Below are 25,901 nucleotides of genomic sequence, written 5' to 3' on the forward strand. Positions count from 1 at the left end.
TGTCACGCCCCTTGGGGGCGGCGTCCGGGGATCCGGACCGGCCACGATCACCGGCAGGATCGTGGGCAGGCGAAACGGCAGCCGCCATGGCAAACGCACCACCTTTCCCGCCTCACTGGACGGGTCTTAAAGGGGACAAGCGGTATTCACGATTCGGACCGCCCCGCCTCGGACCGGGGACGACCCGGCGAGGGAGAACGCGTCCCGGCACGCTCGCGGCCGGCCGCGGCGGTCCTTCTCGCCCCTCACGTTAGCAGCCCGCTCCGAGCGCCCCGCGCCGCCCCTCGGCGGCCCCGGCGCGGGGCGGAGCACGTGGGTGGCCTGCCGGTGGGTACCCTTCCGGGCGACGGCCGGGTCGGCCGGGCCCGCCGGGTGAGGAGGGATCGGGTGACCTTCCACGTCGACTCGGAGGTGGGGCGGCTGCGCCGGGTGCTGCTCCACCGTCCCGACCTGGCGCTCAAGCGGCTCACCCCGGGCAACAAGGACGAGCTGCTGTTCGACGACATCCCCTGGGTGGCCCGGGCGATCGAGGAGCACGAGGAGTTCGAGCGGGTGCTCCGCGACCACGGGGTGGAGGTGCACCTGCTGGCCGACCTGCTGGAGCAGACCCTCGAGATCCCCGAGGCGCGCGAGCACATCCTGACCTCGACCGTCGACGAGCGGTGGTACGGCCCGCTCGCCGCCGACGCGATCCGCGAGGCCCTCGCCGCGATGGACGCGCCCGTGCTGCGCGAGTACCTGATCGGCGGGATCACCAAGCGTGAGCTCGCCGAGCACGGCACCGCGCCGCGCGGGCTGGTCCTGCACGCCCTCGAGCCGGACGACTTCGTGCTGCCGCCGCTGCCCAACCACCTGTACACCCGGGACCCCTCCTGCTGGATCTACGACGGGGTGTCCATCAACCCGATGCGGCGGCAGGCGCGGCGGCGCGAGACCGTGCACATGGAGGCGATCTACCGCTGGCATCCGATGTTCGCCGCCGGGTACGGCCGGCCGGAGCGGGGCGGCTTCCACGTGTGGAACGAGGGCATGGCGAGCGCGCCCGCCACGATCGAGGGCGGGGACGTGCTCGTGCTCGGCGGCGGCGCGCTGCTGGTGGGGATGAGCGAGCGCACCCGGCCGCAGGCGGTGGAGATGCTGGCCCGGCGGCTGTTCGCGGCCGGGTCGGTGCGGCGCATCGTGGCGCTGCGGCTGCCGCACGCCCGGGCCTTCATGCACCTCGACACCGTGCTCACCAACGTCGACGTGGGGGTGTTCACCAAGTACGCGGGCCTCGGCATGCTGCCCTCGCACACGATCGAGCCGGGCGACGGCGCGGAGGAGCTCAAGGTCACCGACCATCCGCCGGAGGACATGCACCGGGTGATCGCGGCGGCGCTCGGCCTCGATGATGTTGAAATTCTCACACCCACCCAGGACGTGCACTCCGCGGCGCGGGAGCAGTGGGACGACGGTTGTAACGTTCTGGCGCTGGCCCCGGGTCTGGTGGTCGCCTACGAGCGCAACACCACGACCAACAACCATCTGTACGCGCACGGCGTCGAGGTGGTCACAATCCGGGGCAGTGAACTGGGACGGGGCCGGGGCGGCCCGCGGTGCATGAGCTGCCCGCTGGAGCGGGACGCGGCCTGACCCGGCACCGGTCGGTGGACCGCCGAAACTACCGGGAAAATGGTACAAGTGCGACGTTATCGGGGGAGTTCACATGATCAGTCCGGATGGGATGCGGCTCATTCTTTCCAATCAGCTTGACCTTGGGCGGCGACACCTTTACCGTCACTGTCCGTAACCGCAACTCGCTACCTTCCCGGGTAAAACCCGACGCAGCGGTCACTGATGGTGCCTTCACCCCTGGCACCGGCCCGGTCGGTCTACTCGCGGCAAGGGAGCACAATCAAGTAAGAACAGAGATAGAAAGCCGGGGGCCAGACAAATGCCGTCTGATTATGCCAAGTCTCTGGGTGCACGACTCCGCGCCATCCGCACCCAGCAGGGACTGTCCCTGCACGGAGTCGAGGAGAAGTCCCGTGGGCGGTGGAAGGCGGTGGTCGTTGGCTCCTACGAGCGCGGCGACCGGGCCGTCACCGTGCAGAAGCTGGCCGAGCTGGCCGACTTCTACGGTGTTCCGGTCTCCGAGCTGCTTCCCGGCGGTGCGTCGCCGAGTCCGCTCGGCCCGACGCCGAAGATCGTGATCGACCTGGAGCGGCTGGCCCAGTTGCCGAAGGAGAAGGCCGGCCCCTTGGCCCGCTACGCGGCGACGATCCAGAGCCAGCGGGGTGACTACAACGGGAAGGTGCTCTCCATCCGCCAGGAGGACCTCCGCTCGCTCGCCGTCATCTACGACAAGTCGCCCGCCGAGCTCACCGAGGAGCTCATCGAGTGGGGCGTGCTCGACGCCGAGGCACGCCGGGCCGTCGAGGCCTTCTGACCGGGGATCTTCAGGCGTAACCCGGGCCGACGGCACCCGGGTGGTGCCGGCGGACGGCCCCGCGGCCGCGCCCGCGGGGTCCTTTCCCCTTCGGAGTTCCCGATGGGTCGTTCAGGTACGGCCTGCCCCGCCGGACGGCGGCCGTGCCGTACCGCGTCCCGGCGACCGCACCGATGGCGCGACCGGCGACGACCGGTGGCGCCCCGCACGGGAACACTCCCCGTTTCCGGCCGGGCCGACCGGCCGGAGACATCCCGCGGTCAGCCCGCGAGCGTGACCGGCAGTGTGGGCTGACCGGGAAGACCCAGCAGTCTCTCCACGGTGACGACGAACCTCGTCGCCTCCGCCACCAGTTCGTCGGCGTCCCTCGCCGAGACGACGCGGACGAGGCCCGCCTCGGCCGCCGCCCGCTTGCGCGCGCTCAACGCGAAGTAGGCCGCCCATTCGGTGAGCCGCGGCTCGACCTCGGGCAGCAGCTCCCACGCGCTGCGCAGCCGGCGGCGGCGCCCGTCGATCGGCCTTGGCCGCGCGGCGAGAACGGCGGCGGCCGCGCGCAGCGCGGCGAGATGGGCGGCGACGTACCGCTCGGCCGGGGTGCGCGCCGCGGCGGACTCCGCGAGGTGGGATCGCGCGTCGGCGAGGTGCGTGCGCACCGCGCTCGGCAGCCGCGGCCCGCCCAGATCCTCAGGCTGGTGCTCGGACACTGGCCCTCCTTCGTCGGCCTCGGCGGCGCGGGTGCCTCGCGCGTGCCTGTGTGTCACCCGTCCGGTCCGCCTCGGCCTCCTTTGGTGTGGCGCTTCCGGTGAAGCACCCTGCTCTGCCCAGATTCGCAGGTCCCACCGACAAAACCGCCGCCCCGCCGATGGGCGGCCGGACGAGGAGCTTCCCCTCTCCCCGTCCGGCCGGGCGGGCCGGGGCCCGGACCGTCTCCGCCGACGACGGGGGCCGCGCCCGTACGGCGGGGGTGCGCCGCGAGTCCCACCCCCGCGCGATCGAACATAGATTCGATCACGCTTCGTGTCAAGCATCATACGAACATCGGTTCGACATCCGCCTCGGACGTCCCGGCCGTGACAGGCCGTAGGTGGCGCGCGGCACCCCCACCGTGCCGGCCGGCGGGCCCGGCGGCCCGTGCGTGCCCGCTTCCCCGCCGCCCCGCCGCGACCCACCGCGCGCGGCCGCGTACCCGCCGGCACCCCGCGGTCACGCGACGCGGCCACTGCCCCTAAAGTGACCGCATGCGGGAAGAGTTGTCGCCTACCGTGGCAAAGGTCGCCGCCGCCCTGCGCGAGCACGGGGTGAGCGGCGAAGTGATCACGTTGCCCGAGCCCGCCCCGACCGCCGCCGCTGCCGCCGAGCAGCTCGGCTGCACGGTGGGGGCGATCGCCAACAGCCTCGTGTTCGACGCCGACGGCGAGCCGCTGCTCGTGCTGACGAGCGGCGCGCACCGGGTGAACACCGAGCTGATCGCCCGGCACGTCGGAGCGACGCGGGTACGCCGGGCCTCCCCCGAGTTCGTCCGGCAGGCGACCGGCCAGGCGATCGGCGGCGTCGCCCCGGTGGGCCACCCCGCCCCGATCCGCACCCTGGTGGACAAGTGGCTCGCGCGGCACGAGCGCGTCTGGGCGGCGGGCGGACATCCGCGTACCGTCTTCCCCACCACCTTCGAGGAGCTGGTGCGGATCACCGGCGGGACACCGGTCGAGGTGGAGTGATCGGGCGGCCGGACGCGGGCGGCGGCTCCGCCGGGTTCCGCCCGCGTCGGCACCGGCCCTGATACGGTGCGTGCGTGACCGTGCTACGACGTGTCGGCGCCGAGGGCTTCGCCCAGTCGCTGCACCGGGTGGTCGAGATCTACGGGGCGGCGATGCGGCCCCCGGCCGACCAGGTGGCCGGGCGCGCCGCGATCATGCGCGCCCACGCGTCCCACCCCGGCTTCACCTGCCTGTTCGCCGAGACCGAGGACGGCACCCTGGTGGGGTTCGGCTACGGCTTCCACGGCATGCCGGGCCAGTGGTGGCACGACGTGGTACGGCGCGCGCTCGCCGACCGGAACGGGCACCAGGCCGCCGAGGAGTGGTTCGGCGACGCGTTCGAGATCGCCGAGATCCACGTGCACCCCGACCACCAGAACCGGGGCATCGGCCGCCGCCTCATGCACGCGCTGTGCGAGGGCCGTACCGAGCGGACCGCGGTGCTCTCCACCCTCGACCAGCCCACCGCGGCCCGCCACCTCTACCACAGCCTCGGCTTCACCGACCTGATCAGCGGGTTCACCTTCCCCGGCGGCTACGAGCCGTACGCCATCCTCGGCGTCCGGCTGCCCCTTCCCGGCCCCGGCACGCCCGGCTGAGCCCCGGGCACGGGGAACGAGGACCGCGGCCGCTCAGGCGCCCACGGAGACGCCCGCGGGCGTGAGCGCCTGGAACACCTCGCGGGTCGCGCTCGACCGGTTGAAGGTGATGAAGTGAATGCCGGGCGCGCCCTCGTCGAGCAGGGCGCGGCACATCTCGACGGCGTGCTCGATGCCGAGCGCGCGCACCGCCGCCGGGTCGTGGGCGACCTTCGCGAACCGCTCGGCGAGCTCGGCCGGGAACGGCGCGCCGGAGAGCTGCTCGGAGCGGGCGATGGTGCTGTACTGGGTGACCGGCATCACCCCGGGGATGATCGGCGTGTCGCAGCCCTTCGCCGCCACCCGGTCGCGCAGCCGCAGGTAGTCCTCGGCGCGGAAGAACATCTGGGTGATGGCGAAGTCCGCGCCCGCGCGGCACTTGCGCACGAAGTACTCGGTGTCCGACTCGATCGACGGCGAGCGCGGGTGCTTGTACGGGAAGGCGGCCACGCCCACGCAGAAGTCGCCGGACAGGCGGATGAGCCGTACCAGTTCCTCGGCGTACTCCACGCCCTCGGGGTGCTTGACCCACTCGCCGGTCGGGTCGCCCGGCGGGTCGCCGCGGAGGGCGAGGATGTTGCGCACGCCGGCGGCGGCGAACCGGCCGATCAGGTGCCGCAGCTCGCGCACCGAGTGGTTCACCGCGGTGCAGTGCGCGACCGGGGTGAGGGTGGTCTCGTGGGTGATGCGCTCCACGATCTCGACGGTGCGGTCGCGGGTGGAGCCGCCGGCGCCGTACGTGACCGAGACGAACGTCGGGCGCAACGCCTCCAGCTCCCGGATCGCCCGCCAGAGCTGCCGCTCCCCCTCCGGGGTCTTCGGCGGGAAGAACTCGAAGGAGAACGACCGGTCCCCCGCGGCGAGCAGCTCACGAACGGTGGGGGCGCGGCCGATCAGACGCGAAGAGCGACCCAAGGACATGGGGTTCAGGCTACCCCGTTGACGCGGGGTGCCGCCGGGAGACACGTCAGGTCTCAGCAGTTCAGCGCTATTTCTCCCTAAAGTGCCATGATTTGCCAGATTGAACCCTCGCGGCCGAGGCGACCTCGGCGGCCGGTTAATCTCGGAACATGACCGCTACCGCCACCCCGCTGGATATCGTCCGCACCGAGGTGGACCGTGCCCTGAGCGAATTCGTCGACCGGCGCCGTCCGCTGTTCGCCGACCCGGCGCTCGGTCCCGTGCTCGCCGCGGCCGAGGATCTGCTCGCGGGCGGCAAGCGGCTGCGCCCCGGGTTCTGCTACTGGGGCTGGCGCGGCGCCGGCGGGGGCGACGATCCGGCGATCTTCAACGCCGCGGCGTCGCTCGAGCTGCTGCAGGCGAGCGCGCTCGTGCACGACGACGTCATGGACGCGAGCGACATGCGCCGCGGCATGCCGGCCGCGCACCGCCGGTTCCAGGCGCTCCACGAGCGTTCCGGCTGGCGCGGCTCGGCGGAGCAGTTCGGCGAGGGCGCGGCGATCCTGCTCGGCAACCTCATGCTCGTCTGGTCGGGCGAGATGTGGCGCACCAGCGGCCTGCCCGACGCGGCGCTCGCCGCGGCCGAGCCGGTGCACGACCTCATGCTCACCGAGCTCATGTGCGGCCAGTACCTCGACCTGCTGGAGCAGGCGCACGGCGAGAGCACGTTCGAGGGCGCGCTGCGGGTCGCGCTGTTCAAGAGCGGCAAGTACAGCGTGGAGCACCCGCTCCGGCTCGGCCTCGTGCTCGCCACCCAGGGCACCGAGCCGTGGATCGAGCGCCTCTGTGTGGAGTACGGCCAGCGGGTCGGCATCGCCTTCCAGCTCCGCGACGACGTGCTCGGCGTGTTCGGCGACCCGGCGGAGACCGGCAAGCCCGCCGGGGACGACCTGCGGGAGGGCAAGCGCACGATGCTGATCGCGCGCACCCTCGCCGCCGCGAACCCGGCCCAGGCCGACGTGGTGCGCAGCCACCTCGGCGACCCCGACCTCGACGCCGAGGGCGTCTCCCGGCTGCGCCAGGTGATCGCCGAGACCGGCGCGCTCGTCGAGTGCGAGGAGATGATCAAGCGGTACGTGGACGAGGCCCTCGCGTCGCTCGACGACGCCCCGATCACCGAGGAGGCCCGCCGCGCCCTCGCCGACCTCGCCGTGCTCGCCACCAGCCGCCGCGCCTGACCCCGCGGGAACCGCGCACCCGGTGGGCCGGATCATGTCCGGCGCGTCGCCGACGCCGCGCTCGCCGACCCTGCGGGCCGTCACCAGGACGGCATGACCGGGTGACCCGCCGCGGCTTCCGCTCCTCGTGCCCCGCCGCGGTCGCGGCCTCGGTTGCGCTCGTGGGTGACGCGCCGCTCTCGGCGGGCGCCGGTGAAGCCCGGAGCGAGGGCGGGCGAAGCCCGCTCCACGTCCGGTCCGCGCGCACCACCGGGCACGCCGCCGCCGGGCGGGCGGATGTCGCCCGCGGCCCGGAGCGGCGGGAGGCCAGGACCCGGCGGAGTGAGGCCGGGCCGCATACGGTGGTCCTCCGCCACCCGTGGCCACGCCGCGTGCGCGGCCGGCACTCTGGAGACCGTCCAGGGGGCGCGGGGCGGCGGGAGGTCCGCCTCTCTCGCCGCACCTCGGCCGCTCCGGCATATCCGCGCACAGGCCCGCCGAAGGATGGCGTACCCGCCGACGGTGGCCTCCGCCGCACCGCTCGGCACGGCTCGCCAAACAGGTGCGGCAAGCGGCGGCCGGGCACGCCGTACCGGTCGGCGACCCGCCCGGCGAACGCCCCGGCCGGGTGGTCAGACCGCGGCGAGGCGGCGGGCGAACTCGGCGGCGGCCGCGCCGGGGTCCTCGGCCTCGGTGATCGCCCGGACCACCACGATCCGGCGCACGCCGTACCCGAGCACCTCGTCGAGGTTGTCCAGGTTGATGCCGCCGATGCCGAACCACGGCCGGTCCGTGTCCAGGGATGCCGCGTGCTTGAGCAGGGGCGGACCCGGGGCCGGACGGCCCGGCTTGGTGGGTGTGGGCCAGATCGGGCCGCAGCAGAAGTAGTCCACGCCCTCCTGCCGCGCGGCCGCGGTGGCCTCCTCGGCCGAGTGCGTCGACAGTCCAATGATCATGTCCGGACCCACGATCCGCCGGGCGATCTCCACCGGCAGGTCGCCCTGACCGAGGTGCAGCACGTCCGGCCGGGCGGCGAAGGCGACGTCCGCGCGGTCGTTGACCGCGAGCAGTTTGCCGTGCCGGTCGCAGGCCGCGCGGAACACCTCGAGCAGCTCCAGCTCCTCCCGGGCCTCAAGGCCCTTCTCCCGGAGCTGGACGATGTCGACGCCGTTCGCCAGAACCGCGTCGAGGAACTCCTCCAGGTCACCCTGGCGGCGCCGGCCGTCGGTGCAGAGGTACAGCCGGGCGTCAGAAAGCGAGAGCTTGGGCACGCCGCTTCACTTCGGTGTGCCGGCCGGCCGCGATCGCCTCGACGGGCGCCCCCGGCAGGGAGTCGTCGACGGTGAACAGCCAGCGCAGCGACTCGATCTCGTCAAAACCCGCGTCCGCCAGCACGGTGAGCGTGCCGGGCAGGCCCTTGAGCACGTCTCCGTTCTTGATGAACGCCGCCGGGACCTGTGGTTCGCCGCCGTCGCGGCGGACGCCGATGAGCTTCCGGTCTCTGAGGAGCTGCTTGGCCCGGCCCACGGTGATCCCAAGCCGCCGGGCCGCTTCCGACAGGGGGATCCACTCGCCGACGAGCTGATCCGTCTCCCGGTCGATCTGTAGCACGGAAAGCGTCACGCCATCACAATTACCACGGGCGCACGCTTGTCAAACACCCCCGGCATGCGGCACGGACGTGCCACGCAAAGCTTTGGTCAAGTGCGCCGCACCGCCCACCCCCGGCCCACCGCGCCCACCGTGACGGCGCCCGGCGAGCGGCCCCCTGAGGACGGCGACGACCACCCCTGGAAGCCGGACCGGGCCGCCGTCCGCGGCACCGGACGGCGGCCCGGCCGTCGTGTCACCTCCGTCACCGGGGCAGCGGGCACCGCGCCCGCCGCCGGGACAGGCCCTCCGGCCGGCAGCGGCACCTGCCGCCGGGGGCCCGTTCACCGAGGCGGAGCGTCCGCCGCGCCGTACGCTCCGCCGGCCCCGACCGGCACATCGGGGCCGGCGGGATCAGCCGACGACGCAGTCGCGCAGGGTGACGTCGGGGTCGGCGATCCGGACCGGGTCGACCCGGTGGCGGCCCTCGATGAGGCGGCGGCCCTGCACCAGGTCGCGCGGGCGGTCGACGGTGAGGATCGCGGCGAGCCGCTCCTCGCCCGGCCGGCCGGTCAGCCAGCACACCGACCACTTGGCGTCCGCGGACGGCTCGCCCCGCGGCACCATGCGGGCTCCGGCGTGGTGGCCCGCGTACTGCACCATGCGGCCGAACTGCTCGGACCAGAAGTACGGCACCGGGTCGTAGACCGCCTCCTCGCCGAGCAGCGAGGCGACCGCGACCTCCGGGGCGCTGAGCGCGGTGTCCCAGTGCTCCACCCGCAGCCGCCGGGAGAACCGCCGTGACCACCAGGCGGCGCAGTCGCCCACGGCGACCACGCCGGGCATGGTGGTGCGCAGATGGGCGTCGGTGAGCACGCCGTCGCCGAGCTCGACGCCGGAGCCCTCCAGCCAGTCGACCGCCGGCCGTACCCCGACGCCGGTCACCACCACGTCGGCCTCGACGAAGGTGCCGTCGCCGAGGGTGACCCCGCCCACGTCCACCGACTCGACCTTCGCCTCCAGCAGGAGCTTGACGTCGGCCTCGGCGTACCAGGACGTGGTGTACGCCCCGACGGCCGGGCCGAGGGCCGCCGCCAGCGGGGTCGGGCCCGCCTCAACCACGGTCACCTCGCAGCCCGCCCGGCGCGCCGCGGTCGCGACCTCCGCGCCGATCCAGCCCGCGCCCACCACGACCACCCGGGTGCGCGGGGTGAGCAGCGCGCGCAGCGCGAGCGCGTCGTCGATGGTCCGCAGCACGTGCTGCGGGCCGTCGCCGGGCAGCCGGATCGGCTTCGCCCCGGTGGCGATCACCAGTCCGTCGTACGGCACCTCGCCGGACGAGGTGAGCAGCACCCCTTCACGCAGGCCGGTCGCCACCACGCCGGTGCGCAGCTCGACGCCGAGGGCGTCGAGGTCGGCGTCGACCACCGTGCTGTCGGCCTCACCGGCGAGAACCGCCTTCGACAGCGGCGGCCGGTCGTAGGGGCGGTGCGGTTCCTCGCCGATCAGCGTGATCCTGCCGCTGAATCCGCGAGCCCGCAGTGCTTCGACGCTTCGCAAGCCGGCCAGGCCGGCACCCACCACAACGACATGATTCACAACGCCGACCATAAACGGCGATGCCGCCCTCGCGCTAACCGCGTTTTGGTGACAGGTTCGCTCACCGGCGCCCGAATTCATTGATGAGACCACGCGCGGCGGCACGAACCGCGCCGGGGTCACGCCCGGCCCGCCGCAGGGCGCGCACGTGCCACGCCTTCCCGCCGGTCAGGAGGGGGCGCGTTTCGGACGGACAGCGACAGGTCAGCGGCCCTGCGTGCGGCGTCCGCCCGGGACGGAAATCCGCGTGGGTGGAAGTTTCAGCAGCCTCCCACTTCAACCGTGGTTACCGCATGTCAACATCTGCTGAAAAGTCAGGTCCTTCGGTACGCGTCCGGGCGCACCACCGAGAAAAAGCATATTTTTCCATGGATTTCGGACGTCCCTGCGGGCACCCCCACCGAAACGCACCGGCGACGCGCACGAGGTCTCGGTGACCGAGGGGTGACCTAAGGTCGTTATCCGGCGTCGCAAACGTTTTCGGTGATTGCATTCGATCGATCGCGCCGGGGTGGGCGGGACACGCCGGTCGCGCCGCGGTGATCGGGCACGGCGAATCGGCCGCGTGGAATCGGCCGCGTGGAATCGGCCGCGTGGAATCGGCAGGGTGCGATCGGCCGCGTGATCGGCTTCGGGCCGCCGGCGGCCTCGCCGTACCCCGGCGGGACCCCGCCTCCCCTGGCGGTCCTGCCGGGAATAGGCTGATATAGGAACAAAACGCGCGGGAGCCCGGCGGCCGGGCTGAGAGGAGGGCGGGGAGGCCCTCGACCGCAGGAACCTGATCCGGGTCATACCGGCGAAGGGAGCGATACAACCTCATGAACGACACCGGGATCGACGGAGCGGCCCCGGACGTGCTCGTGGTCGGCGGCGGGATCATCGGGCTCGCCGTGGCCTGGCGCGCGGTACGGGACGGACGGAGCGTCGCGGTGGTCGATCCCTCCCCCGGCTCGGGCGCCTCGCACGCGGCGGCGGGCATGCTCGCCCCGGTGAGCGAGGTGACCTACACCGACGAGCCCCTGTTGCAGCTCGGCCTGGAGTCGCTGCGGCGGTGGCCGGCGTTCGCCGCCGAGCTGACCGAGGCCACCGGCATCGACCTCGACTACCGCGCCGACGGCACGCTCGCCGTCGCGTTCAACCCCGACGACATGGCGGCGCTCGACGAGCTCGGCGCCTTCATGCGCAGCCTCGGGCTGGAGGTGACCCGGCTCACCGGGCGTGAGTGCCGCCGCCTCGAGCCGATGCTCGCCCCCGCCGTCTCCGGCGGCATGCTCGCCGAGCACGACGCCTGGGTGGACCCCCGGCGGGTGACCAGGGCCCTCGCCACGGTCGTCGAGCGCCTCGGCGTGCCGGTGCACCGCGAGCGGGTCACCGGCTTCCTGTTCACCGGCTCCGGCGACGATCCCAAGGCGTGCCGGGGCGTACGGCTCGCCGGCGGGGACGGCCTGCCCGCCGGCCAGGTGGTGCTCGCCGCGGGCGCGTGGTCGGGCTTCGTCGACGGGCTGCCGCCCGGCGTGCTGCCGCCGGTACGGCCGGTGAAGGGCCAGATCATGCGGCTGCGCGCGGAGCGGCCGCTGCTCGGCCACTGCGTGCGCGGCATGGTGTACGGCTCGCCCGCGTACCTCGTGCCGCGGCGGGACGGCGAGCTCGTGCTCGGCGCCACCCAGGAGGAGATGGGCTTCGACGAGCGGGTGACCGCGGGCGGCCTGTGGGAGCTGCTGCGCGACGCCCGCGAGCTGGTGCCCGGGATCACCGAGCTGGAGCTGGTCGACGTGGTCGCCCGGCCGCGCCCGGGCACGCCCGACAACCTGCCGATGATCGGCCCGAGCGCCGTCGACGGGCTCGTCCTCGCCACCGGCCACCATCGCAACGGCATCCTGCTCGCTCCGCTCACCGCCGACACCGCGCTGGCGGAGGACCGGTCCGTGGTGGCGGCCTGCTCGCCGGCGCGCTTCGCCAAGCACGGGCCGGACCAGGGCGACGGCCGTGACGACGTGTCCACCACTCGCTGACGAACAGGGGAGTGCCTATGCGAGTCACGATCAACGGCACCGACCACGAGCTGCCCGCGGGCGCCACGGTGGCGCAGGCCGTACGGGCGCTCACCGAGCGGACCACCGGCGTCGCCGTGGCGGTGAACGACGAGGTGATCGCGCGTGGCGCGTGGGACTCGACGCCGTTGGCGGAGGCCGACCGCGTCGAGGTGCTCACGGCGGTGCAGGGTGGTTGAGCGGCGGATGAGGCGGCCCGAAGCGGCCGCACACGAAGGCGGCGGACACCGGATGGTCGAGCACGGGATGGTCGAGCACGGGACGGTCGAGCGGCGTGGATGAACTGATCATCGGCGGGGAGAAGTTCACCTCCCGCCTCATCATGGGCACCGGCGGGGCGCCCTCGCTGGAGGTGCTGGAGCAGGCCCTGAAGGCCTCCGGGACCGAGATCACCACGGTCGCGATGCGGCGGGTGGACCCCAAGGCGCGCGGCTCGGTGCTCGACGTGCTGCACCGGCTCGGCATCAAGGTGCTGCCGAACACGGCCGGGTGCTACACCGCGGGCGACGCGGTGCTCACCGCCCGCCTCGCCCGGGAGGCGCTCGGCACCTCGTGGGTGAAGCTCGAGGTGATCAGCGACGAGCGCACGCTGCTCCCCGACCCCATCGAGACGTTCGACGCGGCCGAGCGGCTCGTCGCCGAGGGCTTCACGGTGCTGCCGTACATCGGTGACGACCCGGCGCTCGCGCGGCGTCTGGAGCAGATCGGCTGCGCGGCGGTGATGCCGCTCGGCTCGCCGATCGGCTCGGGGCTCGGCATCCGCAACCCGCACAACATCGAGCTGATCGTGGAGGCGGTGAGCGTGCCGGTGATCCTCGACGCCGGGATCGGTACGGCGAGCGACGCCGCCCTCGCCATGGAGCTCGGCTGCGACGCGGTGCTGCTCGCCAGCGCGGTCACCCGGGCCCAGCGTCCCGAGCTCATGGCGGCCGCGATGCGCGACGCGGTGATCGCCGGCCGCGCCGCCCGCCTCGCGGGCCGGATCCCCCGGAGGCGCCACGCGGTGGCCTCCTCCCCCACCGAGCCCTGACAACCGAGCCCGACACCGCCCGGCCCGCGTGCCCGCCCGGTGTGATCCGCCCGGTGCGTGACACGCGGGCCGGGCCGCTCACGGGCGCGCGGCCGAGACCGCCGCCGCACGGCACGCCGTCGCGCGCGTGGAGCGCGCCCGGACGGGCACCGGGCTCCCGCGGCGCGCCCCGGCGGGGTGCGCCCGCGCGGTCTTGGAGCGTTTCCGTAGCCGTTTCCGCGCAGGGGTTCAACGGAGGGTAGGCCGAGGGGCACGGCTCGGCATCGGTTTCGGGCGTCGAGACCTGCCCGGGCACAAAGCCGCCGTAAACTCGCCCCCGTGGACACGACGCTTGCGGACCCTCTGGTGGGGCGGCTCCTGGACGGACGCTATCGCGTCGAATCCAGGCTCGCCCGGGGTGGCATGGCCTCGGTGTACCTCGCGATGGACGTCCGGCTCGACCGCACGGTCGCCGTGAAGGTGATGCACCGCTCCCTCGCCGAGGATCCGTCCTTCGTCCAGCGCTTCATCGGCGAGGCGAAGTCCGTCGCCAGGCTCTCGCACCCGAACGTGGTGCAGGTGTTCGACCAGGGCATCGACGGGGAGCACGTCTACCTGTCGATGGAGTACGTGCCGGGGCGCACGCTCCGCGACGTGCTGCGGGAACGCGGCAGGTTACCCGCCCGCGAGGCCCTGGAGATCATGATCCCGGTGCTCGCCGCGCTCGCCGCGGCGCACCGGGCCGGCTTCGTGCACCGCGACATCAAGCCGGAGAACGTGCTGATCGCCGACGACGGCCGGGTGAAGGTGGTCGACTTCGGGCTCGCGAAGGCGATCGAGGGCAGCAACCACCAGACCCGCACCGGCTTCATGATCGGCACGATCGCGTACATGTCGCCGGAGCAGGTGACCGACGGCCGGGCGGACGCGCGCAGCGACGTCTACGCCGCCGGGATCACGCTCTTCGAGCTGCTCACCGGGCGGCAGCCGTACGCGAGCGAGAGCCCGATGTCGGTGGCCTACAAGCACGTGCACGAGAGCGTGCCGCCGCCCTCCAGCGTGGTCCCGGGCATCCCGGCGGAGATAGACCGGCTCGTGCTCGACGCGACCGCGAAGAACGCCGACGACCGGCCGGCCGACGCGGGCGCCATGCTCGTCGCGGCCGTGGAGGTGCACCGTTCGCTCCCGCCGGACGGCGCACCGGCCCCGGACGCGGACGCGCCGACCCGGCTCGTCGACCTCGAGACGGCCTCCGCCGGCGGCTCCTCCGCCGCGGACGCGGACGGGCCCGCCGAGCTCGGGCCGAACCGCACGATGATCCAGCCGCGGAGCGAGCTGCCGACCCGGGCCTCCCGGTCCCGGTCGCGGCGGCGGCTGCGGCCGCAGTGGATCGTGATCGGCGTGCTGTCGGCGCTGATGCTCGCGGGCATCGGGTTCACCGCCTGGTACTTCTCCCAGGGGCGCTACACCACGGTGCCCAACCTGATCAACAAGAACATCGTCGCCGCGCAGAACGAGGCGACCAAGCTCGGCTTCCAGGTCACCATCGCCAAGGCCGAGAACAGCAACGAGATCGAGGAGAACAAGGTGCTGCGCACCGAGCCCGCGTACGGCTCGAGCGTGCCCAAGGGCTCCCCGCTCGTTCTCGTGCCCTCGGCCGGGCCGGTGAAGATCCCGGTGCCGAACGTGGCGAACCTGAGCGAGGCCGAGGCCCGGTCGAAGATCGCCGAGGCCGGGCTCACCGTGGGCAAGGTGATCAAGCAGGGCAGCGCCGACGTGCCGCGCGGCCTGGTGATCCGGACGAGCCCGCAGATCGGGTCGAAGGTGCGGGAGGGCCGCGCGATCACCATCGTGATCAGCTCCGGCCTGCTCATGCCCGACGTGACCGGGATGCCGCGGGAGCAGGCCGAGCAGTTCCTCCGCGAGAAGGGGTTCAACCCCCAGGTCGTGGAGCAGGTCGACGACGCCCAGCCGGGCACCGTGATCGCGCAGAACCCGGCCGCCGGCGCTCCGGTCGACAAGGGCGCGGTCGTGCAGATCACGGTGGCGAAGCGCCCCGACAACGTCCTCTGCCTCAGCCCGTTCGGGCCCTGCCAGGAGGGCGGCCCCGGCCACAACCCGAACGAGGGCGGCCCCGGCGCGAACTGGCCCGGCGGCGAGCAGACGCTCGTCAACGTGCCCGACGTCCGGTTCAAGGACGTCCGGGACGCCCGCGAGGAGCTGCATCGGGCCGGCTTCAAGGTGCGGGTCCGCGACGTGGCGCGGTCGGGCCGCGTGTTCGCCCAGCACCCGATGGGCCAGGCCCCGTCCGGCAGCCACATCACGCTCTGGCACTGAGCCGCCCGCCCGGGCCGGGCGCGTGGGCCGCCGCCCCGCCCCGGCCGGGCCCCGCGGCGCGCGAGCCGTACGGCCCGGCCCGCGAGATCGCCGCGCCGATGGTGCAGGCCCGGTACGCGGTCAGGTGCGCAGCTCCGGCTCGGTGGCCGCGATCCGGGCCGCGAGCCGCTCCAGCAACGGCCCGGCATGGGCGATGCAGACGTCCGGGTCGGGCTCCAGGTCGGTGAGCGCGTACGCGGCGCGGATGCCCGCCGCGCGGAGCCGGTCGTCGTCGAGCGTGCGCCGCCCGCAGACCGCGATCACCGGCACGCCGCGCCGCCCGGCCGCCTCGGCCACGCCCGCCGGGGCCTTGCCGCGCAGCGTCTGCTCGTCCAGCGACCCCTCCCCGGTGATCACCAGGCGGGCGCCGTCGAGCAGCGCGTCGAAGCCGAGCACGCCGAGCAGGTAGCGGATTCCGGGCTCGATCCGCGCCCCCAGGAACGCCATCGCGGCGAACCCCACGCCCCCGGCGGCCCCCGCCCCGGGCCGCTCCGCGTACGGGACGCCGTCCCCCTCGCCCACCGTGCGCGCGGCGACGCGGGCGAACCGGCTCAGCCCCTCCTCGAGCACGGCGACGTCGGCCGGGGAGGCGCCCTTCTGCGGGCCGTACACCGCGGCCGCGCCGTGCGGGCCGAGCAGCGGGTTGTCCACGTCGCTCGCCACCACCACCTCGGCGCCGGCCCGCAGCCCGGAGACGTCGATCCGGGCGAGCCGGCGCAGCGCGGCCCCGCCCGGGGGCAGGTCCCGGCCCGCCTCGTCGAGCAGCCGGACGCCGAGGGCCTGGAGCATGCCCGCGCCGCCGTCGGTGCACGCGCTGCCGCCCAAGCCGAGCACGATCCGGCGGGCGCCGCGGCGCAGCGCGTGGCCGATGAGCACGCCGGTGCCGTGGCTGGAGGCGGTGAGCGGGGCCGGCCCGGCGGGCAGCCGGCGCAGCCCGGACGCCTCGGCGAGCTCGATCACGGCCACCGGGCCGTCGCCGTCCGGCGCGGCGGGCCGCCACGCGTACGCGGCGGTCACCGGCTCGCCGGTCGGGCCCGGCACCTCCACCCGAACCCGGGTGAGGCCGCGGCTCACCACGGCGTCCACGGTGCCGTCCCCACCGTCGGCCACCGGCACCGCGACGGTGCGGACGCGCGGCCCCAGCCCGGCGGCGACGTGCTCGGCCACCTCGGCCGCGGTGAGCGACCCCTTGAACTTGTCGGAGGCGATGACGACGTGCCCGCCCGCCCGGCCGTGACCGGTCACCGCGGGTCCCCGGCGGCGGCGAGCCGTACCGCGGTCCACTCCCCCATCAGGCGCTCCTTCGCGTCGGCGTTCCCGGCCCAGGTCAGGGTACGGCCTGCCGCCGCGGCCGGGAAACGGCCGGCGACCACGCCGGGCGGTGCGCCGGTTCCGGCCACCGCCGGCGATGCCGGTAGCGTGGAGGCGCGGGGGAACGCCCCGCGGCGGCCCGCCGGGCGCGGGCCGGAACGGTCGAGGTGAGGGACACGATGGCGGAGAGGTCCACGCCGATCGGCGGGCATGTCTTCGTGGCGGGCGGCCTGGCGAAGGGCGGCCTGGCCTACGCGGCCGAGATCGGCGCCGAGGTGATCCAGGTGTTCGTGAGCAACCCGCGCGGCTGGGCGCTGCCCGCGGGCGACCCGGCGCAGGACGCGCGGCTGCGCGAGTCCGGCATGCCGGTCTTCGTGCACGCGTCGTACCTCGTCAACCTCGGCTCCCCCACCCCGGAGACGCTGCGGAACTCGGTGGAGTCGCTGCGGCACGCGCTGCGCCGCGGCGCCGAGATCGGCGCCCGGGGCGTGGTGGTGCACACCGGCTCGGCGGTGACCCAGTCCCACGAGCAGGCGCTGCGCCAGGTGCGCGAGCACCTGCTCCCGCTGCTCGACGAGATCCCCGAGGACGGGCCCGACCTGCTGCTGGAGTCGATGGCCGGGCAGGGCCGCATGCTGTGCGCCACCGTGCAGGACCTCGAGCCGTACCTCGCCGCGCTCGACTTCCACCCGCGGGCGAACGTGTGCCTCGACACCTGCCACGTGTTCGCCGCGGGCCACGACCTCGCCGCCCCCGGCGGGGTGGCCGAGACCCTCGACGCCCTCGACCGGGTGGCGCCCGGGCGGCTCAAGCTCATCCACGCGAACGACTCCAAGGACCCGTGCGGATCCCGCCGGGACCGGCACGAGAACATCGGCGCGGGGCACATCGGAGCGCAGGCGTTCGCCGAGCTGATGCGGCACCCGGTGGCCGCGGGCGTGCCGCTGTGCATCGAGACCCCGGGCAAGGGCGAGAAGCATCGCGAGGACATCGAGCTGCTGAAGAAGCTGCGGGACAGCGCCTGAGACAGCGCCTCACGAGAGCGCCCGACCGGCGAGGGGAGCGTCCGGCGTGGCGGGTGGGCGCCCGCCGATGCGCCCGCCCCCGAATGGCGTATCGCTCGGGCCCCTGGTGGGGCGTCGCCCACGCCGCCACGCCGTGGCCGGCGGGCCCTTCGTCCCCCCGGCGAGGGCCCGCCGGCCGGTGCTCCGCCGCCGTCGCCGCCCGCACCCCTCCCCGGACGACGCGGCGGCGGAGATCACCGTGTGAACCGTCCCGGTGCTGCGTCTTCCCCCCCGTTCACCGGGCCGGTTCCGCTCCGACGTGAACGACTCTACGAGCCGCCTCGGGTAACAGGTAGATCTCGACCCCGGCCACTCGATAAACGGTGTGTAACCGTCGGTGTACGGAGCGTATCAGTCCGGTGAGTGGTCGGTTCCGCGCGACGAGCGGTCCAGCAGGTGGTGCGCGAGCCGCTCGGGCAGGTGCATGCGCGCCATCATCTCCGCCTCCCCGGGCGGCACCCGGCGCGGCGTCGCCGCGGACACGGCGAGCATGACGGCGAACGCCACCGGGACGGCGACGAGCGCCGGGTAGCGGCCCGCCGCGCCGACCGCCTCCGGGGCACAGGCGGCGAGGCCGGCGAGCACGGCGACCGCGCCGCCCCCGGCGAGCATGCCGGCCACCGCGCCGGTCGTGGACAGCCCGCGCCACCAGATGCCGAGCACGAGCAGCGGGCACAGCGTGGCCGCGGCGATGGTGAGGCCGAGCAGCACGAGGGCGAGCGAGTTCGCGTGCGGGACGAGCCGCAGCAGGGCGAGCGCGACCGCGAGCAGCCCGGCCACGGTGACCCGCAGGCCGCCCACGCCGCCGCCGAGCACCCGCGAGGAGATCGTGCCCCCGACCGTGACCACGACCCCGCACGAGGTGGCGAGGAACGCCGCGAACGCCCCGGTGGCGAGCAGGCCGGTGAGCACCTCGCCCGGCACGCCGGGCAGCATCCGCAGCGGCAGCAGCAGCATCATCCGGTCGGCCGGGGCGCCCGGGGCGTACAGCCCGCCGAGCACGCCGTACACCGGGGGCAGCAGGTAGAACAGGCCGAGCATGCCGAGCACGGCGACCACGGTGCGCCGGGCCGACCAGCCGTCCGGGTTGGCGTAGAAGCGCACCGTGACGTGCGGCAGCCCCATCGTGCCGAGCGCCGAGGCGAGCACGACCGCGAGCACCCCGGGCGGCGACAGGTCCCCCGCGGCCGGGCCGAGCGCGCCACGGGCCTCCCCCGGCCCGTACGGCGAGGCGAACGCGGCGGGCAGGTCCGCGACGGGCGGCGCGGCGAGCCCGGTGAGCCAGGCGACGGCGAGCGCGAGCGCACCCGCCCCGAGCACGGCGAGCATCACCCAGAACTGCACCGCCTGCACGTTCGTCGTGCTCCCGGCGATCGCGACCACGGCGACCACGACGGCGAGCGCGCAGCCGCCCACCCACGGGGGCACGCCGCACAGCACGTTGAGCACGGCCCCGCCCGCGTGGATCTGCGCCATCAGGTAGACCACGCCGATCAGCAGCACCACGCCGGTGACCACCCGGCCCGCCGCGGCCGAGCCGAGCCGCCAGCGGGCGAAGTCGCACAGCGTGTAGGCGCCCGAGCGGCGCAGCGGCGCCACCACGAGGGTGAGCAGCACCACGTACCCGACGACGACGCCGACCGGGTACCACAGCAGGGGCGCGCCGTGCCCGGCGATGAGCCCCGCCAGGCCGAGGAACGCCGCGGCCGAGGTGAAACCGGCCCCCACCGCGGAGGCGTTCCACCAGGGCGCGACGGCGCGCGCCGCGGTGTAGAAGTCGGACTTCGTGACGTACCTGCGGGACGGTGGCACCCCGGCGATCGCCGAGACGAGCAGGAGCACGGCCACCCCCAGGACGGAGGTGACGACGGCGGTCATGCCGATCCGCGCCCCGGCGGCCGGACCGGACCGTTGCCACCCGCCCCGGTCCGGCGGCGGACCGCGCGCACCAGGTCCCGTTCCGCCTGCTCGGCCGCGCGGACGTGGCGCAGCGCGACCACGAGCCAGGCCGGCTGCACCCCGGCGGTGAGCACCAGCCAGCCGAACGGCACGCCGCCGAGCGCGGCCGCCCCGGCGGCGGGCGCGAGGGCGAACGCCCCGAGCAGCAGGCCGAGCCCGGCGCCGACCACGGCGAGGGTGCGCAGCGCGTGCCGCCGCTGCACCGCGACGAGCGCGGCCACGCTCCCCCACACCGGGTCCTCACCGGCGCGCAGCGCCGCGGCGCGGGCGGTCATGGGCGCGGTCCCGTACGGCGGCGCAGCGGGGAGCCGCCGAGGCTCGCCTGGCCGATGAGCTGTTCCCGCACCTGGCGGCTGTGCCGGCGGCTCACCGGCACGGTGTGCTCGCCCACCTTGAGCACGATGCGCCCGGCCTCCAGGTAGAGCTCCTTGACGTGCCGGGTGGAGACCAGGGTGCTGCGGTGCACCCGGATGAAGCCGAAGTCGGCCCACTGGCGCTCGAGCGTGGCCAGCGAGGCCCGCACCAGGTAGTTGTCCGTCGCGGTGTGCAGGCGCACGTAGTCGCCCTGCGCCTCGGCGAACAGCACCTCGGGCAGCGCGACGAACCGGGTGTGCCCGCCGAGCTCGACCGGGATGACCTCCTCGGCGTCCGGCTCGGCCGCCCTGCCGACGGCGATGGACAGGCGGCGCACCGCCTCCGCCAGGCGCGCCGAGCGCACCGGCTTGAGCAGGTAGTCGACGGCCTCGAGCTCGAACGCCTTCACCGCCCACTCCTCGTGGGCGGTGACGAACACCAGGCGGGGCGGGTCGGGGAACCCGCCGATGAGGCGGCCGAGCTCGAGCCCGCTGAGCCCCGGCATGCGGATGTCGAGGAAGATCCCGTCGAGCCGCTCCCCTCTGCCGATCATCTCGACCATGTCGCGAAGCGCGGTGGCGCCGTCGGATGCGGTGGCGACGTGCTCCACCCGCGCGTCCTCGCGCAGCAGGTAGGCCAGCTCGTCCAGGGCGGGAACCTCATCGTCGATGGCCAGGACACGCAGCATGCCCCCACGTTGCCGCCCCGGATCCCGTTCGCGCAACCGAAACGCCAGCGGAACGTAAAAAAGTGACTACGCTCCGCTATGCTTGTCCCAGTTTTTCGGTACGCGGAGCCGTACCTTGGTCCCCTGGCCGGGGGCGCTCTCCACGACGAGCCCGTACTCGGGGCCGTAGATCTGCCGCAGGCGGCGGTCGACGTTGGTGAGCCCCACGCCGCCGGAGCCCGTGCGGCGGCCCTCGAGCAGCGCCTTCACCTGCTCCGGGTCCATGCCGACGCCGTCGTCCTCGATGGTGATGTGCGCCTCCGGCCCGGCGTCCCGCACCACCACGCGCACCTCGCCGGCGCCGTCGGTGGCGCGCAGGCCGTGCTTGATCGCGTTCTCCACGATCGGCTGCAGGCAGAGAAAGGGCACCGGGACCGGCAGCACCTCCGGCGGGACCCGGACGCTGAACCGCAGCCGGTCGCCGAACCGGGCGCGCTCCAGCAGCAGGTAGCGGTCGACGCAGCCGAGCTCGTCGGCGAGCGTGGTGAACCGGCGGGCGCGGCGCAGCGCGTACCGGGCGAAGTCGGCGAAGTCGAGCAGCAGCTCGCGGGCCCGGGTCGGGTCGGTGCGCACGAACGAGGCGATCGCGGTGAGCGAGTTGTACACGAAGTGCGGCGAGATCTGCGCGGTGAGCGCCTGGAACTCGGCCTCGGCCACCCGGCGGCGGCACTCGTCGAGCTCGGCGAGCTCGAGCTGCCCGGACACCCAGCGGCCCAGCTCGTCGGCGGTGCGCAGCAGGGCGGCGTCGGCGTGCGCGTCGTAGGCGGCGAGCGCCCCCACCACCCGGCCGCCGACGGTGAGCGGCACGACCACGGCGGCGCGCAGCGGGCAGCCGGGCGCGCCGCAGCCCGCCTCGTCGCGGGTGACGATGTGGGCGCGGCCTCCGGCGAGCACGCCGCGCACGTGGCCGAGCACCGCGTCCTCCGGCGGCTGGGCCCAGCCGCGGCGCGGGGCGCGGCGGTGGCCGGATCCGCGCCCGGGGCCGCCGCGCCGCCCCGGCTCCGCGCCCCGGCCCCGGCCGGCGTGCCGCGGTCCCCCGCGCGGGCGGCCGGCCGCGCCGGTCCGGGCGTCGTGGCCGCGCCCGGCGGCGGGCGGCGGGGACACCTCGATCCGGCCGCCGCGGTACTCCCAGCGCGCCGTCTCCCGCGGCACGGGCGGGCCGATCGGACGGGCGGCCGGATGGGCCCCGGCCCGGTGCCCGGCGCACCGGTCCGTGCCGAGGTCGTGCCCGGCCGGGCCCGCCTCGGCGGGCAGGGGGGTGACGTGGTCGTGGTCGCCCGCGGAGTCCCAGGCGAGCACCCGGTCGGTGGAGACGATCGCCAGGCCGCTCGTGCCCAGCAGCAGGCGCAGGTGCCGTACCGCCTTCGCCGCGGACTCCGCGGACAGGCCGGTGCGCAGGTGCCGCGCGGCGAGCCCGGTGAGCGGGAGGGTGAAGTAGGCGGCGCCCCGGGGCGGCTCGCCGACGGGATCACCCCGGCCGGCCGTGTGCAGCAAGGCGACGCCGTACCCCAGCAGTGCGGCGGCGGCACACACGAGGACCCACCACGCCGTCGACATGCCCCTCACGGTAATCAACACGCAGCGCCACCGCAGGTAAACGGACGGTTATCCGCATTGCGGATCCGCGGTCGCGGCCACGGCCGTACGGCGGGCGGTGGCGGCGGCCGCGCGGGGCGCGGCGCGCCGTGGGTCAGGGCGGGCCTTCGCCGGGTTCCTCCTGGTAGGAGTAGCGCTGCTCGCGCCAGGGGTCGCCGATGTTGTGGTAGCCGCGCTCCTCCCAGAAGCCGCGGCGGTCCTCGACCAGGTACTCGATGCCGCGCACCCACTTCACGCTCTTCCACGCGTACAGGTGCGGGACGACCAGCCGCACCGGGTGGCCGCGCTCCGGGGTAAGGGGCTGGTGGTCGAGCTCGGTGGCGAACAGCGTCTGGGGCGAGGTGAAGTCGGACATGCGCAGGTTGGCGCTGTAGCCGTACTCCGCCCAGATCATCACGTGCCGCACCTCGGGCGCGGGCGGCACCAGCTCGAGCAGGGTGGTGGCGGGCACGCCGGTCCACACGTTGTCGAGGACGGAGAACCGCGTGACGCAGTGGAAGTCCGCGACCACGGTCACGCGGGGCAGCGCGCGGAACTCGGGCCAGGTCAGCTTGGTCTCCGTGCCCGACGCCGTGGCGCCGAACACCATGAGGCTCCAGCGTTCCGGGCGAAACGGCGGGACCCTCCCGTAGTGCACCACCGGACGGCCGCGCGGGATGTGCTGGCCCGGGGGCAGACGCCGCTCCACCTCCATCTCATCCGGCACGATCGCCATACTGCCATCGCCGTGACGGCCGCCCGGCACCGCCCCCTGGGTTCGGTTGCGCTACTATTTCGGCGATGCGTACCGCGTTCGAGTTTTGGTATGGCGACGGACCCGAGGGTCGGACCGTTCGCCATCAGACGCTGCGCTGACACCAGACGGACGAAGGGCCCCGGGTCGATCGACCCGGGGCCCTTCGTCTTTGTCCGGACTATCCCCGACAACGCGTATATACCGAGCAGGAAGGCAGAGATGGTCATCGTCATGGCCCCGGAGGCCACCCAGGACGACGTCGACGCGATCGTGGAGCTGGTCGGCACCGCCGGCGGCGAGGCGTTCGTCAGCCGCGGCGTGAGCCGTACCATCATCGGGCTCGTCGGCGACATCGAGCAGTTCTCCTCGCTGAACCTGGGCGGAATGCGGGGCGTCGCCGACGTGATGCGCGTGTCCACGCCGTACAAGCTGGTCTCCCGGGACAACCACCCGGAGCGGTCGACGGTCTGGGTGGGCGGGGTGCCGATCGGCCCCGGGTACATGACCCTGATCGCCGGGCCATGCGCCGTGGAGACGCCCGAGCAGACGCTCAAGGCCGCGCGGATGGCGAAGGCGGCCGGGGCGTCGCTGCTGCGCGGCGGCGCGTTCAAGCCCCGCACCTCTCCGTACGCCTTCCAGGGGCTCGGCGAGCAGGGGCTGCAAATCCTCGCCGAGGTCCGGGCCGAGACCGGGCTGCCCGTGGTCACCGAGGTGGTGGACGCCCACGACGTCGAGCTGGTCGCCTCGTACGCGGACATGCTGCAGGTCGGCACCCGTAACGCGCAGAACTTCGCGCTGCTGCAGGCGGTCGGCGCGGCGGGCAAGCCGGTGCTGCTCAAGCGCGGCATGAGCAGCACGATCGAGGAGTGGCTCATGGCCGCCGAGTACATCGCCCAGCGGGGCAACCTCGACATCGTGCTGTGCGAGCGCGGCATCCGCACGTTCGAGAAGGCCACCCGCAACACCCTCGACGTCTCGGCGGTGCCGGTGGCCCAGCGGCTCTCCCACCTGCCGGTGGTGATCGACCCCTCGCACTCCGGCGGCCGCCGCGACCTGGTGCTGCCGCTCACCCGCGCGGCGATCGCGGCCGGCGCGGACGGCGTGATCGTCGACGTGCACCCCAACCCCGAGCAGGCGCTCGTCGACGGGCCCCAGGCGCTGGTCGAGGAGGACGTGGCCGAGCTCGCCCGGGTGGTCCGGGAGTTCCCGCCGCTGCTCGGCCGTACCCTCACCCCGGCCCTGGAGGCGGCCGAGCGCGCCGGCGAGGCCGCCGAGTCCGCCCCCGTGGCCTGATCCCCGGCCGTGCGGGCGGTGCTCCGGCGCCGCCCGCGCGACCGCGGTTTCAACCGCCCGCGGCCACCGGTCCGTCACGGTGTACGGCCGGCGGCCGCGGGGCCGTGCTCAGGCGTCCTCCTGCCAGGTGAGGATGCGTCCCTTCGTACCGCCGGACCTGGCGAACTCGCCGGGGAAGACGCGCAGCCGCCACGGGACCAGGCGCATCACGCCCCACGCGGGCGAGTCGGGGCCGTCCGCCCACTGCGGGATGATCGCCGGGTCGTAGCCGAGCGGCGGCGGGGTCGACCTGAACCGCTCCCAGCCCTCGTGCCGGCTCTTCTCGTCGAGCAGCAGCTCGGCGCGGCACTCGGCGACGCAGGTGTCGTAGACCTCGAAGCCGTCCCAGTAGTTGCACGACACGTACGGGTTGTTCGCCAGGTGGGCCTTCTTCATCGGGGTCACGATGCTGCCGACCCAGCCCACCAGGTGCTCCCCGTCCCACTCCCACAGCGTGTGGACCATGCGGGCCCTGGGCCGCCCGCGCCGATCGACCGTGGTGAGCGTCGCGTAGATCATCCGGTTCGCCATCTCGACGAACGCCGGGGCCGTCTCCGCGAGGGTGTCCAGGGCCATATCGTTACCTCCACATCCGGTTACCACTCCAGTTGTAGTACTTTGACTGTAGTGGTTGCAACCCGTTTCTCCCAGGAGGACCGATGGGCCGGAATCCCGCGCGCCGGGCGGCGCTGCTCGACGCCGCCATCGAGGTCCTGGCCCGCGACGGGGCCAGAGGGCTCACCTTCCGCGCGGTGGACATGCAGGCGGGGGTGCCGGTCGGCACCGCGTCCAACTACTTCGCGAGCCGCGACGACCTGCTCGGCCAGGCCGGGCGGCACATCCACCACCGGCTGGCGGCCACGCCGCAGGAGGTCGACGACTTCTCCCGCGAGTTCGCCGACGCCGGGCCCTCCCGCGCCCTCGCCGAGCGCATGCTGCGCGCGCTGCTGCGCCGCATCGACGCGGACCGCGCCGCCTATCTCGCCCTGCTCGAGCTGCGCCTGGAGGCCACGCGCCGCCCGGGGCTGCGCGCCACGCTCACCGAGACCATCCGGGCGAGTCACGCGGCGAACATGCAGGCGTACCGCGACTTCGCGCTGCCCGGCACCCCGGTCACGGGCCTGCTGCTCTACTACGCGATGAGCGGCCTCATCGTCGAGCTGCTCACCCTGCCCGACGCGATCACCGACCTGCCCCCGGACGAGGTGATCTCCGCGCTGGTCACGCACCTCGTCCCGGAGGCCTGACCGGGCGGAACGC

At 74.3% G+C, this 25,901-nt stretch carries 25 protein-coding genes and 1 riboswitch; of the genes, 12 read left to right on the forward strand and 13 right to left on the reverse strand.

Features of this window, described 5'->3' with window-relative positions; all coding sequences use genetic code 11:
* The first annotated feature begins 387 nt into the window (after positions 1-387).
* Positions 388-1,632, forward strand: coding sequence for an arginine deiminase (locus tag FHX40_RS13875; RefSeq protein ID WP_142260005.1), 1,245 nt, complete (start codon positions 388-390; stop codon positions 1,630-1,632).
* Positions 1,633-1,933: 301 nt separating this feature from the next.
* Positions 1,934-2,428: a transcriptional regulator BldD gene (bldD, locus tag FHX40_RS13880; protein ID WP_142260006.1), complete on the forward strand. Its 495-nt coding sequence runs from the start codon at positions 1,934-1,936 to the stop codon at positions 2,426-2,428.
* 260 nt (positions 2,429-2,688) lie between these two features.
* Here bldD and FHX40_RS25825 read toward each other — a convergent pair whose 3' ends face one another.
* Positions 2,689-3,132: an SAV_6107 family HEPN domain-containing protein gene (locus FHX40_RS25825; protein ID WP_142260007.1), complete on the reverse strand. Its 444-nt coding sequence runs from the start codon at positions 3,130-3,132 to the stop codon at positions 2,689-2,691.
* 534 nt (positions 3,133-3,666) lie between these two features.
* Here FHX40_RS25825 and FHX40_RS13890 point away from each other — a divergent pair.
* Positions 3,667-4,143 (forward strand): YbaK/EbsC family protein, encoded by a 477-nt coding sequence (locus FHX40_RS13890; RefSeq protein WP_142260008.1) that lies wholly within the window; start codon positions 3,667-3,669, stop codon positions 4,141-4,143.
* A gap of 74 nt (positions 4,144-4,217) precedes the next feature.
* The gene (locus FHX40_RS13895; protein WP_142260009.1) at positions 4,218-4,781 is read left to right on the forward strand and encodes a GNAT family N-acetyltransferase; all 564 of its coding nucleotides are present in this window, start codon (positions 4,218-4,220) and stop codon (positions 4,779-4,781) included.
* Positions 4,782-4,814: 33 nt separating this feature from the next.
* Here the strand turns inward: FHX40_RS13895 and metF are convergent, their stop codons facing one another.
* Positions 4,815-5,741 carry a methylenetetrahydrofolate reductase [NAD(P)H] gene (gene metF / locus FHX40_RS13900; RefSeq protein ID WP_142260010.1) on the reverse strand — a complete coding sequence of 309 codons (927 nt, stop codon included), beginning with the start codon at positions 5,739-5,741 and terminating at the stop codon, positions 4,815-4,817.
* A 149-nt stretch (positions 5,742-5,890) separates the two neighbouring features.
* Here metF and FHX40_RS13905 point away from each other — a divergent pair, with 149 nt between their 5' ends.
* Positions 5,891-6,958, forward strand: a complete 1,068-nt coding sequence (locus FHX40_RS13905; RefSeq protein WP_142260011.1) for a polyprenyl synthetase family protein — start codon at positions 5,891-5,893, stop codon at positions 6,956-6,958.
* 611 nt (positions 6,959-7,569) lie between these two features.
* Here FHX40_RS13905 and thiE read toward each other — a convergent pair.
* The 3 genes from thiE to FHX40_RS13920 all read right to left on the reverse strand — a co-directional run bounded on the left by thiE (position 7,570) and on the right by FHX40_RS13920 (position 10,138).
* Entirely contained in the window at positions 7,570-8,208 is a 639-nt protein-coding gene (gene thiE / locus FHX40_RS13910) for a thiamine phosphate synthase (protein WP_142260012.1), read from the reverse strand.
* A complete protein-coding gene (locus FHX40_RS13915) occupies positions 8,186-8,560 on the reverse strand; it encodes an Rv2175c family DNA-binding protein (RefSeq protein WP_142260013.1) in 375 nt (124 codons plus the stop codon). Before FHX40_RS13915 ends, thiE begins: the two co-directional genes overlap by 23 nt.
* A 381-nt stretch (positions 8,561-8,941) precedes the next feature.
* A complete protein-coding gene (locus tag FHX40_RS13920) occupies positions 8,942-10,138 on the reverse strand; it encodes an NAD(P)/FAD-dependent oxidoreductase (protein ID WP_142260014.1) in 1,197 nt (398 codons plus the stop codon).
* Between the two features lie 699 nt (positions 10,139-10,837).
* Positions 10,838-10,948: riboswitch (TPP riboswitch) on the forward strand.
* Between FHX40_RS13920 and thiO the strand changes: the two genes are divergently transcribed.
* The 4 genes from thiO to pknB all read left to right on the forward strand — a co-directional run bounded on the left by thiO (position 10,945) and on the right by pknB (position 15,523).
* Positions 10,945-12,138, forward strand: coding sequence for a glycine oxidase ThiO (thiO, locus tag FHX40_RS13925; RefSeq protein WP_142260015.1), 1,194 nt, complete (start codon positions 10,945-10,947; stop codon positions 12,136-12,138). Its footprint overlaps the riboswitch before it by 4 nt.
* Positions 12,139-12,155: 17 nt before the next feature.
* Positions 12,156-12,356, forward strand: coding sequence for a sulfur carrier protein ThiS (thiS, locus tag FHX40_RS13930; protein ID WP_142260016.1), 201 nt, complete (start codon positions 12,156-12,158; stop codon positions 12,354-12,356).
* A gap of 143 nt (positions 12,357-12,499) precedes the next feature.
* The gene (locus FHX40_RS13935; RefSeq protein ID WP_229788411.1) at positions 12,500-13,207 is read left to right on the forward strand and encodes a thiazole synthase; all 708 of its coding nucleotides are present in this window, start codon (positions 12,500-12,502) and stop codon (positions 13,205-13,207) included.
* Positions 13,208-13,609: 402 nt separating this feature from the next.
* Complete coding sequence (pknB, locus tag FHX40_RS13940; protein ID WP_229788305.1) at positions 13,610-15,523, forward strand: Stk1 family PASTA domain-containing Ser/Thr kinase; 1,914 nt, start codon at positions 13,610-13,612, stop codon at positions 15,521-15,523.
* A gap of 120 nt (positions 15,524-15,643) precedes the next feature.
* Here the strand turns inward: pknB and FHX40_RS13945 are convergent, their stop codons facing one another.
* Both FHX40_RS13945 and FHX40_RS25110 read right to left on the reverse strand, forming a co-directional pair.
* Positions 15,644-16,807 (reverse strand): glycerate kinase, encoded by a 1,164-nt coding sequence (locus FHX40_RS13945; protein WP_229788308.1) that lies wholly within the window; start codon positions 16,805-16,807, stop codon positions 15,644-15,646.
* Entirely contained in the window at positions 16,804-16,962 is a 159-nt protein-coding gene (locus tag FHX40_RS25110) for a hypothetical protein (RefSeq protein ID WP_170198833.1), read from the reverse strand. Before FHX40_RS25110 ends, FHX40_RS13945 begins: the two co-directional genes overlap by 4 nt.
* Before the next feature lie 90 nt (positions 16,963-17,052).
* Between FHX40_RS25110 and FHX40_RS13950 the strand changes: the two genes are divergently transcribed.
* The gene (locus FHX40_RS13950) at positions 17,053-17,898 is read left to right on the forward strand and encodes a deoxyribonuclease IV (RefSeq protein ID WP_142260019.1); all 846 of its coding nucleotides are present in this window, start codon (positions 17,053-17,055) and stop codon (positions 17,896-17,898) included.
* A 390-nt stretch (positions 17,899-18,288) separates the two neighbouring features.
* On the opposite strand, the gene FHX40_RS13955 is transcribed toward FHX40_RS13950, so the two are convergent.
* The 5 genes from FHX40_RS13955 to FHX40_RS13975 form a co-directional block, all read right to left on the reverse strand.
* Positions 18,289-19,815, reverse strand: a complete 1,527-nt coding sequence (locus tag FHX40_RS13955) for a sodium:solute symporter family transporter (protein WP_142260020.1) — start codon at positions 19,813-19,815, stop codon at positions 18,289-18,291.
* Positions 19,812-20,171, reverse strand: coding sequence for a hypothetical protein (locus FHX40_RS13960; protein ID WP_142260021.1), 360 nt, complete (start codon positions 20,169-20,171; stop codon positions 19,812-19,814). The genes FHX40_RS13955 and FHX40_RS13960 overlap by 4 nt, the downstream gene beginning before the upstream one ends.
* Positions 20,168-20,938 carry a LytR/AlgR family response regulator transcription factor gene (locus FHX40_RS13965; protein WP_142260022.1) on the reverse strand — a complete coding sequence of 257 codons (771 nt, stop codon included), beginning with the start codon at positions 20,936-20,938 and terminating at the stop codon, positions 20,168-20,170. The genes FHX40_RS13960 and FHX40_RS13965 overlap by 4 nt, the downstream gene beginning before the upstream one ends.
* A gap of 66 nt (positions 20,939-21,004) precedes the next feature.
* On the reverse strand, positions 21,005-22,534 hold the full coding sequence (locus FHX40_RS13970) for a sensor histidine kinase (RefSeq protein ID WP_142260023.1): 1,530 nt from the start codon (positions 22,532-22,534) through the stop codon (positions 21,005-21,007).
* A gap of 133 nt (positions 22,535-22,667) precedes the next feature.
* On the reverse strand, positions 22,668-23,267 hold the full coding sequence (locus FHX40_RS13975) for a sulfite oxidase-like oxidoreductase (RefSeq protein WP_170198951.1): 600 nt from the start codon (positions 23,265-23,267) through the stop codon (positions 22,668-22,670).
* A 261-nt stretch (positions 23,268-23,528) separates the two neighbouring features.
* On the opposite strand from FHX40_RS13975, the gene aroF reads away from it, so the two are divergent.
* Positions 23,529-24,602, forward strand: coding sequence for a 3-deoxy-7-phosphoheptulonate synthase (aroF, locus tag FHX40_RS13980; protein ID WP_142260025.1), 1,074 nt, complete (start codon positions 23,529-23,531; stop codon positions 24,600-24,602).
* A 108-nt stretch (positions 24,603-24,710) separates the two neighbouring features.
* Here aroF and FHX40_RS13985 read toward each other — a convergent pair whose 3' ends face one another.
* Positions 24,711-25,217, reverse strand: coding sequence for a pyridoxamine 5'-phosphate oxidase family protein (locus FHX40_RS13985; protein ID WP_189136135.1), 507 nt, complete (start codon positions 25,215-25,217; stop codon positions 24,711-24,713).
* Between the two features lie 83 nt (positions 25,218-25,300).
* Here FHX40_RS13985 and FHX40_RS13990 point away from each other — a divergent pair, with 83 nt between their 5' ends.
* The gene (locus FHX40_RS13990; RefSeq protein WP_142260026.1) at positions 25,301-25,888 is read left to right on the forward strand and encodes a TetR/AcrR family transcriptional regulator; all 588 of its coding nucleotides are present in this window, start codon (positions 25,301-25,303) and stop codon (positions 25,886-25,888) included.
* Positions 25,889-25,901 lie beyond the last annotated feature (13 nt).

Origin of the sequence: Thermopolyspora flexuosa (assembly GCF_006716785.1) — a bacterium.
Classification (GTDB): Bacteria; Actinomycetota; Actinomycetes; order Streptosporangiales; family Streptosporangiaceae; genus Thermopolyspora; species Thermopolyspora flexuosa.